A 10,485-nucleotide genomic window follows, 5' to 3' on the forward strand; every position below is an offset into this window, starting at 1 on the left:
CCGCACCGCGGTTGTCTTTGTCCGTCCCGCCGCCAACGTTGCAAGATCAACCGGACCTAGACGCCGACCAAGTCGACGCCCTGTTCGCCCGGTCTGTCTCGCCTCCGCAAAGCGTCGCCAGCGGGAGCGTCTTGTCGGACGCGATCCTGAGAGAGGCCCCGGTAGCGGCGCTCGTCGCAGATCGTGACGGGATCATCCGTCTGGCGACGCACGAAACGGAACGGCGGTTCGGCTGGGGCGCCGGCGAGTTGGAAGGACGCTCGGTCACCGAACTGATCCCGGAGCCGCTTCGGCCTCGCCATCGGGCGCGTTGGCCCCAGTTCTTCGAGAGCCCCCGGCCACTGTTCTTCCCGGCGTCCGCCGGACTGGCCGCCCTCTGCCGCGGCGGGGAGGAGCTGCCGATCGCGCTGCGACTGGCGCCGCTGCACCTGGAGGGCCAGACGTACGTGATCGCCGTCATCGAGGACGTCGGCGAGGCGCAGGAGGGCGCCGCGGTCGCTCGGCGGCAGGAGCGCGTCTTGCTGACCTTCCTGAACCATTCCCCCGCGGTGGTGTACCTGAAGGACGCTGCAGGCAACTACATTTTGGTCAATCGGCGTTTCCTGGACATCTTCGGCCTCACTCGCGATCAGGTCGTCGGCCATTCCGAGGAGGAGGTCCACCCGCCCGAGATCGCCGCCGCGATCCGTGCAAACGACCAGAAGGTCATCGACGGGGGCAACCCGGTCCGGTTCGACGAGACCGTCGAGCACGTGGAGGGACGGCGGGACTACATCTCCGTGAAATTCCCCATGCGCGATTCCGCGGGGAAGATCTGGGGGCTGGGCGGGATCTCCACGGACATCACCGAACGCAACCGGGCTGCTCAAGAGGTTCTCGAACTGGGGAACCGGCTCGAATTAATTCTCAATTCCGTCGGCGAGGGAGTCTACGGATTGGATCTCCAGGGGCGGGTCACGTTCGTCAACCCGGCGGCGGCGAGCATGATCGGCTGGCAAATCGAAGACCTGCTGGGCAAGGATCAGCACTCGATTTTGCATCACACCCGGGAGGACGGTCTCCCCTTCCCGCATGAGGAGTGCAAGATTTGGGCGACGCTGAAGGACGGCAAGCAACGATCCGCCGACGACGAGGTCTTCTGGACCAAGGAGGGAACCAGCTTTCCGGTCGCCTACGATTGCTCGCCCCTGCGGACCGAAGGCCGCGTGGTGGGGGCCGTCGTCACCTTCCGCGACCTCACGCGCGAACGAGAGCGGGAGCACGCCCGCCGCGAACTCTCCGCAGCCCGCGCGGTGCAACGACGGCTCTACCCGGCCTCGGCGCCTTCGGTGCCGGGCTTCGACATTGCCGGCACGGTCTTCCCGGCGGAAGAAGCCTGCGGGGACTATTTCGACTTCGTGATGCAGCCGGACGGCACGGTGGCGATCGCCGTCGGAGACGTCTGCGGCCACGGTTTGGGGCCGGCGCTGGTCATGGTGGAGGCCCGTGCGTTCCTGCGAGCGGGCCTCGCCCCCGGGCGCAGCCCTGCGGACGTGATGGACCGGATGGAGCGGCAAATCACCCCGGACCTCGGCCCGTTGTTCCTCACCCTGCTGCTCGGCGTGCTGGATCCCGGAACGCGCAGCTTCAGCTACGCCGCAGCCGGCCATATCGCCTACCACCTGCCGGCGAATGGCGATCCGGTCCGCTTGGAGAGCACCGCCCCGATCGTCGGCCTCCTCCCCGAACCGGACATCGAGCTGGGGCCCACCGTGCGGTTGTCCCCCGGCGACCTCTTACTGATCCCGACGGACGGCTTGGAAGAGACGATGAACGGCGACGGCGAGCAATTCGGAGCTGACCGCATTCTCCGAACGACTGCGGAGCACCGTGATCGGCCCGCCGCTGAAATCCTCGAACGCCTCAACGAAGCCGGACGCCGTTTCCGCGGTCCGGCCCCGCAAGCGGACGACGTCACGGTCGTCCTCGTCAAAATGCTGTCGTAGCCGCTCGGTATGTCGGCGCTCCTGCCTGCCGAACGAACTTCGCGGCGGGAGGTGCGACATTCTTCTCGGGATGAAGGCGTGCGAAACGTCCCGCGGTCCCGCATGTTGGAGCGATGCTTGCATCACTCTGTCTGCTGGCGCTCGCCCCGGCGATCCCCCACGCCGCCCCCGGCGTCGGCGCCGATCGCCCGTTCGAGTCCTTCGCGGAAGCGGCTCGCTGGGTGCAGACGACCAACGGCGGGGTCGCCCGAAACCGGGTGCAGCCACGGGTCATCAGCGAGGGTCCGGACTTCTGGTATCGCATCGACACCGGCCCGAAAACCGCTGAGTTCGTGCTGGTCCGCCCCGGCGAAGGCGCCCGGCACCCGGCGTTCGACCACGACGCCGTCGCCGCCGCGATCTCCCGACGCGGCGGTGAGCCAGTCACCGGCAAAACGCTGCCGTTCCGAGTCATCGAGTACCCCGACGGCCCGACCGGCCCCGTGCGATTCTCCGCCCGCGGCGCCCGGTGGGAGGTGGACGGTTCTGAGGTGCGCGAAGTGGATCGCAGCGATGCGGGAGACGGCGGCGCCGGGCCGCAATCTGAAAACGTCCAGTGGCTCGACCGACCGCGTTCGGACCTGGACGTCGGCGGTCGCACGACCGTGACGTTCGTGAACCAAACGGACGGCCCGCTTACTCTGTTCTGGCTGAACGGCAGGCGGGAGACCTCCTATGGTCAAGTCGCGGCTGGCGCCGACCGAGACATGGGCACCTACGCCGGGCACGTCTGGCTGGTCAAGAACGCGGGGGGAACGACGCTCGCGGCGCTCGCCGGGACGGACGCGCCGGGCCGGGCGATCATCGCCGGCCCCGATCCGCGATTCTCCGACGCCGGTGCTGAGGACTCCGACGACGCTCCCCGAGCAGCCGAGGGGCCACGGCAAACGACCATCATTCTGCGTCGCGGGAACGTCGTGCATCGTCCCTCCGATCGCCCGCTCACCGATGCCGACGGCGAGTCCGTGCCGGAAGGCTATGAACGAATCAGCTACCGCGGTCCGCTGCTCGTCAGCCCTGACGGCCGTACGGTTCTCGTAACCCGGGTCACGGTCGCCCCGGTGCGAAAGATCCGCATCGCCCCGGCGTCCGAAGCGGACCGGACCGTCGAGCCGTTCCGCATCAGTTATCCGAAGCCAGGCGACTTGCGGGATCTCGTTCAACCGGTCTTCTTTGATACGGACAGCGGGGAGCGCGTCGACGTGCCGACGGACCAGTTCGCCGATCCGTACTCCCTGAACCGTTGGCGTTGGTCGGCGGACGGATCGGAGGTTTATTTCCTCCACAACCCACGAGGGCACAGAGAGTTGCAGATCCTCGCCGCCCACCGGGAGACCGGCGCGGTACGGGTCGTGGTCGAGGAACGCCCCGACTCCTTCGTCGACTACTCCCAGAAAACGGAGTTTCGCTGGCTGTCGCCCGAAGAAGCGAACGAGTCCGACGGGCCGGAGACGTTCCTCTGGGCCAGCGAACGCAGCGGATGGAACCATCTGTATCGCATCGAAGCGGGATCCGGCGACGTGTTGAACGCCGTCACGTCCGGCGACTGGGTCGTGCGAGGGGTCGAGAAGATCGAAGACGGCCGCGTCTGGTTCGTCGCGGGGGGAATCGTTCCCGGTCAAGACCCCTACTACAAGCATCTGTGCCGGGTGAATCTGGATGGAACGGACCTTGTCGTCCTCACCTCGGATGACCGCGAACCCGGCGACGGCACCCACGAATGGACGTTCAGCGACGACGGCCGCTACCTGTTCGACCGGTTCAGCCGGGTCGATCTGCCGCCGGTCACGATCCTCCGGGACGCGGAGACCGGCGCCCTCATTTGCGAACTGGAGCGAGCCGACCCCGCCGCCCGGCTGGCGACCGGTTGGCGACCGCCCGAACGCTTCGTCGCCAAGGGCCGCGACTGCGAAACGGACATCTACGGTACCGTCATCTTCCCCCCCGGCTTTGACCCGGACACTGCCGATCCCGGTTCCCTGCCGATCATCGAGAACATCTACGCCGGTCCTCACGGGGCGTTCGTCGCGAAAAGCTGGGGAACGTCCCGCCACGCCCGGGAACTCGCCGCGCTGGGCTTTGCCGTGGTGCGGTGCGACGGGATGGGCACGAACTGGCGAAGCAAAGCGTTCCACGACGTCGCTTGGCGGAACGTCGGCGACAGCGGCTTCCCGGACCGCGTGCTGTTCATCCAGGCGCTGGCCGAGAAGTACCCCGCCCTCGATACGAACCGCGTCGGCATCTACGGCGGATCGGCCGGCGGTCAGAGCGCCATGCGGGCGCTGCTGTCCCACAACGACTTCTACAAGGCCGCGGCCGCGGACTGCGGCTGCCACGACAATCGCATCGATAAGATGTGGTGGAACGAGGCCTGGATGGGCAAAGTCGGCCCGCATTACGACGACAGTTCCAACATCCGCGACGCCCCTCTGATGGAGGGGGAACTGCTGCTGACGCTCGGCGGATCGGACCGCAACGTAGACCCCGCCTGCACCTACGACACCGCGGACGCCCTCCGCGCCGCCGGGAAGAACTTCACCTTGAAGGTCTACCCCGAGGGCGGCCACGGCAGCGGCGAGCGAGACGAGGCCCGCGAACTGCGGGCGAACTTCTTCCGCGACGCGCTGATGAAGCCGTAAGCGGCGTCAGTCGACGGCCGTCCCGGACTCGATCGCCGCTTCTTCATTGGCCGGCTCGAGGCCCAGCGCGGCCCGGACAGCGTCAGCGACGGCTTGGGCTAGAACGACGGACCCTTCCGGCTTGAAGTGCACGTCGCGGGGACGCTGCAGCGTCTTCAAGTCGGCGGCGGCGACGGCGTGCAGGTCGTTCACGGCGATGTCGCGATCCTTCACGACCTCCGCGGCGATCTTGTTGTAGTCCACGGATTCATCGGCGACCCGCCCGTTCGCCCCTTCCGGCACGGGGGTGGTCGTCGCCCAGATCACCTTCGCCCCGGTCTTCTCCAGCCGGTCGAACAGCTTGCCGAGGTTCTTGCGATAGTCGTCCGGCGGCACCTGCTGCTTGCCCTTCTCCACCGCGGTGAGGGCGCCCTTCGCGTCCATATATTTAAGGTCGTGCAGTCCCCAGTTCACATGGATGACGTCCCACTTTCGGTCGCCCAGCCACTTGTCGAGATTAGCGAGTCCCCGAGTCGTCGGCCCGCCGTTGCCCGGGATGCGGAAGACGTTCGCTTCGCCGGCCAACTCTTGCCGAACGGGGTCCGTGTAGGCGATGGAAATTGAATCGCCGATGAGGAGGACGTTGGGGAGCGCCGGATCGACCGTGTCCGGCGCGGGGGTCGGCGGCGCGAAGGCGACCGTGGTCAACGCGGGCATCAGCAGGGCGAGGACGGGCAGCATCGGATCTCTCGAAAGGGGGCGAACGCCGCCAGCGTAGCGGGTCCGCTCGCCCACGACCGCCGAACGGTTCATCCTGCGGTCGCTGATCCAACTCGGCCTGCCGAGCGTTCCCGTCACATCCCTTACCCATCCCCTCGCTCGGAGCCTCCCCGTGTCCGTCGTGCCGTCCCCCTCCTCCGATCTCCCCGAGAGCGACACCGACCGTCGCCACAGCCTTGAGGAGTTCGTCGCCGCGACCGATCAACAGGACCGCGGCGAGGGGTTCTTCGAGTTGGAGCGGGACCGATTGCTCGAGGTGAACCTCGGGGACGGCGGCGAAGAGGTCTGGATGAAGGCCGGCGCGATGGTCGCCTACACCGGCCGGATCGGCTTCGAGCGAGAAGGCATGCTCGAACACGGATTCGGCAAGTTCCTCAAGAAAGCGTTCAGCGGCGAGGGGGCGAAGATGACCCGAGCGACCGGCCGCGGCCGACTGTACCTCGCCGATCAGGGCAAGAAGGTGACCGTGCTGTATCTCAAAGGGGAGAGCCTATTCGTCAACGGCAACGACATGCTCGCCTTCGAGCCGACGCTCGAATGGGACATCAACCTGATGCGATCGCTGGGGGCGATCGCCGGCGGCGGGCTGTTCAACGTGCGGTTCGCCGGCCGCGGGATGCTGGCGATCACCACGCACTACGACCCGCTGACGCTGCGGGTCGAACCGGGCGGCCCGCCGGTGTTCACCGATCCGCAGGCGACGATCGCCTGGAGCGGGAACCTCGAACCGCAGTTCAAAACCGACGTGCAGCTGAAAACCCTGCTGGGCCGCGGCAGCGGGGAGAGCATCCAGATGCAGTTCGCCGCCGGCCGCAGCCCCGGCTTCGTCGTCGTCCAGCCCTACGAGGAACGTGCGATGCCGGCCGGGGCGCGATAACGACCAGAGCCACCGGGACGCCGATCACCCCGTGACGCTCGCCGCCGCCAGCGCCTGCTGGAACCGGGGACGGGCGGCCTCCAGTTCGCTCGCCGCCGCGTCGGACTGCGGAAGGCGTGCTTGGCTCTCGGGGAGCACGCCGCGAGCCTCCGCGGCGAGGCGGATGCCGTCGGGGAACTCCCCGACGTTGATCTGAGCGTCAAAGAGGTTCGTCAGGCGGTATTGAGCGTTGCGGGCCGCGTCCATCTCTCCGGCGGCGTGGCGATCAAACACATCCAGCACCACCTCCGGGGCGGCGTTCGCCGTCGCGTTCGTTCCCCCGTGGGCGCCGGCGGCGAGCATCGGCAGCAGCGCCGCATCCCAGCCGGTGAGGATCGAGAAGTCCGGCCGGCCCGGCAGAATCGAGGCGCACAACCGCACCATCGCCGAGACGTCCCCGCTGCTGTCCTTCACCCCGACGACGTTCTCGCATTCCTTCGCCAGCCGGGCGGTCACCTCGACCGGGATCGTCGCGGCGAACGCCGGGATGTTGTAGACCAAGATGCCGACCGGACTCTCCGCGGCGAGCCGACGAAAATGTTCCTCGATCGCGGCGGGCGAGGGTTGAAAGTAGATCGGTGCCGTCACCGCGACCGCCGCGGCTCCGCACTCGGCGGCGTGCTCGCACTCAGCGAGCAACTCGGACTGATTCGCGCCGTACACACCGGGCAACGTGGGCACCCTGCCGGCGGCGGCCTCGCAGGTCGCCCGCACGACGGTCCGCCGTTCGTCCGCCGTCAGCCGCACGCCCTCCCCCGTGCTGCCGCAGGGGTACAACCCGTGCACGCCCTTCCCGATCAACCAGTCGACGTGCGATCGCAGGGCGTCTTCGTCCACTCCGCCGTCGGCGGCCCGCGGGGTGAGCGTCGGAACGAGGATGCCGCGGAACATGGACCGACCAGAAAACGAACAAGCGAACAGACGATGCCAGCTTAGGCGGTCGCCGCATCATCCGTCATCGAGGACGCATGATCGACGCGCGATCCGACGAGTCGCACCACCGCGAAGCAGGCGATGAGGCCGATCGGCAGACAGATCCACCCCGGCACGCCGAAGCCGGCGGGGACGTATCCGCAGACCAGCGAGATCCAACCGACCGTTGCCGCATAGGGCATCTGGGTGGAGACGTGGTCGAGGTGGTCGCAGCCGCTGGCGGCGCTGCTGAGAACCGTCGTGTCGCTGATCGGGGAGCAATGGTCCCCGAAGATCGCCCCCGCCAGCACGGCGCCGATCGTGCCGAGCATCGCGGGTTCCGAGGCGATCGTCGCGATTCCCTCCCCGGGCGAGCCGATCAGCTTCGCCCCCAATTGCACCAGCAGCGGGATCACGATCGCCATCGTCGTCCAGCTGGAACCGATGCTGAACGCGATCGCCGCAGCGATCAGGAACCCGGCGGCGGGCAGCCATTCGGCCGCGAGGTACGGCGCCACGACGTCAGCGAGGTAGTTGCCCGTCCCCAGCGATTCGCAGGCTTGGCCGACCGACCAGGCCAGAATCAGGATCACCGCGACCGGGAACATCCCCTGCGCCCCGGAGACCCACGCTTCGGCGGTTCCTTTCACCGAGAGCGCCCCGGTCGCGGCAGCGGTCGCGCAGGCCGTTAGCGACGCGGCCAATGAGGCGATCAACAACGCGGTGAAGCTGTCGGCGGTCTCGATCACCTTCCGAACCGAGTTTCCCTCCCCGCTCGGCCACCATCCGTCTTCTCCAGTCGCCTCCAACCCGGTCGCCCACATGACCGCCGCCAACAGGCCCACCAGCACGGCAATCGGCAGGAGGGCGTTCACCAGGCGGGGCCGGGCGTCTTCGACCTCGACTTCGTCCGCCGAGGCCGGCGACGATCCCGGACGAATCAGCTGCCCCGTCGTCGCGGCCCGTACCTCGGCCCGCCGCATCGGACCGTAGTCCCGGCCGGTCCAGGCGATCGCAAACACGAACGCCAGCAGATAGATCGGATAGAAGCGATACGGGATCGTCTCCAGGAAGTAGACGTAGCTGATTCCCTCTCCGCCCAGCGCGACGAAGCCCTCGCTGATCGCGTCGATCTCCACGCCGACCCACGTCGACACCGCTGCCAGCCCGGCAACCGGGGCGGCGGTACTGTCGATCAGAAAGGCGAGCTTCTCGCGGCTGATTTTCAAGCGATCCGTCAGCGGCTTGAGCGTTCCGCCCAGCAACAGCATGTTCGCGTAGTCGTCAAAGAAGACCAGGAAGCCCAGTCCCCAGCCGGTCAGCTGGCCCCGTTCCCGCGTGGTCGCACGTCCGCCGACCCAATTGACCAGCGCCGTCGTCCCGCCGCTGCGGGTCATCACCCCGACCATCGACCCTAGAAAAAAGGTGAACAGCAGCGTGACGACGTGATAGTCGTCCACCGCTGCCGGCTGGATCAGGTCCGTGCACATCGTACGGAACGCCGACAGCGGCTCCCCGCCCGCCAACACCAACCCGCCGCCGTAGACCCCCGCGAGGAGCGCGAACAGCACCTGCCGAAAGATGATCGCCAGCCCGATCGCGACCAGCGGCGGAACCAGCGACCACGCTCGGAACTTCCGGGCCGCCGCCTCACGCTTCTCCGCAGCCGTGAGTTCGACCGGCTCGGCCTCCGGGTCGGTCGGGGGAGCCGCAGCGTCAGCGACCTCCACCGTTGCCGCGGCGATGTCCGGCTCCTGCCCGGCCAGCGGCCCGGGATGCATCATCCAACCGACGGCGATGAGGAGCAGCGCAGCGGAACGCAACGTCATTCGGGAGCGGCCAGGGGGCCGACGGCGTCAGCGGCGAGCGCGGGCAGACTCGCCCGGAACACGGTCCGGCCGGGGAACGAACGCACGTCGAGCGTGCCGGCGTGCAACGTGACGATGCGCCAACACTTCGGCAACCCGAACCCCAACCCCCGCCCCGCTTGCCGTCCGGAGAAGAACGGGTCGAAGGCGTGTTTCCGCTCCTGCTCCGTAAAGCCGTCGCCGTCGTCGCCGATCCAGAGGATCGCTCGCCCCGCTCTGTGCCTCACACGAAACCGCACGCGATTGGCGCCGGCTTCGATCGCGTTCCGCCCCAGCGAAGCGGCGACGACGGCGAGTTGCTCCGGGTCGGCGTTCAATGCGACCGCGGCGAGGTCCGTTTCGATCGTGCAGTCGGCGTCGGCGGCTCGCTCCCGCAGGCCGGGAAGCGCCTCTTCGACCACCTCACCCAGCCACACAGGTTCCGGTCGCGGTTCCGGCGGGCGGGCGAACAGCAGAGCGTCCGCGATCATGTCGCGGATGCGGAGCGACTGATCCGAGATCACCCGCAATTCCCGGGCGAGGGCCGGGTCGTCGCAGTTCCTGAGCAGCAGCGAGCAACGCCCGTGGATCGCGGCCGCGGGATTGTTGATCTCGTGCCCGGCGCCGGCGCAGAACTCCGCCATCGCGGCGAGCTTCGCGTCGCGGAGGCGGGTCTCGAAATCGTCCGTCATGGAGCCGTGCCGCTCAGGCGGACGGGGCTTCCATATCCAGCAGGGCGCAAACTCGTTCCAGCAGCGTCTCCACGTCGAACGGCTTGTGCAGGAAGTCGTCGGCGCCGCTCTCCATCAGGTCGGCGACCTTCTCGCGCTCGACCATGCCGGAGATGCAAATGATCCGCGTCGAATCGAGGTTGGAGTCGCCGCGGACGCGCTGGCAGACCTCCTGGCCGTTGATGTCCGGGAGCATGATGTCCAACACCATCACGTCCGGCTTGTATTCCTTGACGGTGATGCCGGCGTCGAAGCCGTTGTTGACGCTTCGTACGTCGAAGCGGCCGTCCGCTTCGAGCACGTCGCGGATCAGTTCGACGAGCGATTCGTCGTCGTCCACGACCAGCGCCTTCCGCTTCCCGCTTTCCAGCGAGTCGGTCGGAATGCCGTTCTCTTTCATGAACTTGTACAGGATCTCCCGGGGGATCCTGCGGAACCGGCTGCCGGGAACGCGGAAGCCTTTGAGCTGCCCGCTGTCGAAGCAGCGGATGATGGTCTGCTGAGAGACCTTGCAAATCTTGGCGGCTTCGCCGGTGGTGAAGACGGTCTTCATCGACAGATCAGTCCGTGATCGGGATTTACGCCCGGACGACGCCTTCTTCTTCTTCCGCGAAGAGGGCTTCTGGTCGTCGGGCGGGGGGTCGGGGGCGTCGGGCA

The 10,485-nt window shown here is 67.7% G+C and carries 8 protein-coding genes; 3 read left to right on the top strand and 5 right to left on the bottom strand.

Going from position 1 to position 10,485, the window contains the following annotated elements; all coding sequences use genetic code 11:
* Nucleotides 1–11 precede the first annotated feature (11 nt).
* Together LzC2_RS10105 and LzC2_RS10110 are read left to right on the top strand one after the other, a co-directional pair.
* Entirely contained in the window at nucleotides 12–1,985 is a 1,974-nt protein-coding gene (locus tag LzC2_RS10105) for a PAS domain-containing protein (RefSeq protein WP_171186465.1), read from the top strand.
* 113 nt (nucleotides 1,986–2,098) lie between these two features.
* A complete protein-coding gene (locus LzC2_RS10110; protein ID WP_171186467.1) occupies nucleotides 2,099–4,663 on the top strand; it encodes a prolyl oligopeptidase family serine peptidase in 2,565 nt (854 codons plus the stop codon).
* A 6-nt stretch (nucleotides 4,664–4,669) separates the two neighbouring features.
* Here LzC2_RS10110 and LzC2_RS10115 read toward each other — a convergent pair whose 3' ends face one another.
* Entirely contained in the window at nucleotides 4,670–5,383 is a 714-nt protein-coding gene (locus LzC2_RS10115) for an SGNH/GDSL hydrolase family protein (RefSeq protein WP_171186469.1), read from the bottom strand.
* 160 nt (nucleotides 5,384–5,543) lie between these two features.
* Between LzC2_RS10115 and LzC2_RS10120 the strand changes: the two genes are divergently transcribed.
* Entirely contained in the window at nucleotides 5,544–6,299 is a 756-nt protein-coding gene (locus LzC2_RS10120; protein ID WP_171186480.1) for an AIM24 family protein, read from the top strand.
* 24 nt (nucleotides 6,300–6,323) lie between these two features.
* Here LzC2_RS10120 and LzC2_RS10125 read toward each other — a convergent pair whose 3' ends face one another.
* From LzC2_RS10125 to LzC2_RS10140, 4 genes are read right to left on the bottom strand one after another with little or no spacing between them, the layout of a single operon-like run.
* Nucleotides 6,324–7,229, bottom strand: coding sequence for a dihydrodipicolinate synthase family protein (locus tag LzC2_RS10125; RefSeq protein ID WP_171186470.1), 906 nt, complete (start codon nucleotides 7,227–7,229; stop codon nucleotides 6,324–6,326).
* 41 nt (nucleotides 7,230–7,270) lie between these two features.
* The gene (locus LzC2_RS22255) at nucleotides 7,271–9,079 is read right to left on the bottom strand and encodes a Na+/H+ antiporter NhaC family protein (RefSeq protein ID WP_171186472.1); all 1,809 of its coding nucleotides are present in this window, start codon (nucleotides 9,077–9,079) and stop codon (nucleotides 7,271–7,273) included.
* Nucleotides 9,076–9,789 carry a sensor histidine kinase gene (locus LzC2_RS10135; RefSeq protein ID WP_171186474.1) on the bottom strand — a complete coding sequence of 238 codons (714 nt, stop codon included), beginning with the start codon at nucleotides 9,787–9,789 and terminating at the stop codon, nucleotides 9,076–9,078. Before LzC2_RS10135 ends, LzC2_RS22255 begins: the two co-directional genes overlap by 4 nt.
* A 13-nt stretch (nucleotides 9,790–9,802) precedes the next feature.
* Complete coding sequence (locus tag LzC2_RS10140; RefSeq protein WP_171186477.1) at nucleotides 9,803–10,381, bottom strand: response regulator; 579 nt, start codon at nucleotides 10,379–10,381, stop codon at nucleotides 9,803–9,805.
* Nucleotides 10,382–10,485 lie beyond the last annotated feature (104 nt).

The sequence above is a fragment of the Alienimonas chondri genome, from assembly GCF_013036045.1.
In the GTDB taxonomy this organism is placed as follows: Bacteria; Planctomycetota; Planctomycetia; order Planctomycetales; family Planctomycetaceae; genus Alienimonas; species Alienimonas chondri.

Excerpts from the sequence above, each read along its gene's own strand:
- LzC2_RS10110 (WP_171186467.1), top strand. The coding sequence starts at position 2,099 with ATGCTTGCATCACTCTGTCTGCTGGCGCTCGCCCCGGCGATCCCCCAC.
- LzC2_RS10115 (WP_171186469.1), bottom strand. The coding sequence starts at position 5,383 with ATGCTGCCCGTCCTCGCCCTGCTGATGCCCGCGTTGACCACGGTCGCC.
- LzC2_RS10125 (WP_171186470.1), bottom strand. The coding sequence starts at position 7,229 with ATGTTCCGCGGCATCCTCGTTCCGACGCTCACCCCGCGGGCCGCCGAC.
- LzC2_RS22255 (WP_171186472.1), bottom strand. The coding sequence starts at position 9,079 with ATGACGTTGCGTTCCGCTGCGCTGCTCCTCATCGCCGTCGGTTGGATG.
- LzC2_RS10135 (WP_171186474.1), bottom strand. The coding sequence starts at position 9,789 with ATGACGGACGATTTCGAGACCCGCCTCCGCGACGCGAAGCTCGCCGCG.
- LzC2_RS10140 (WP_171186477.1), bottom strand. The coding sequence starts at position 10,381 with ATGAAGACCGTCTTCACCACCGGCGAAGCCGCCAAGATTTGCAAGGTC.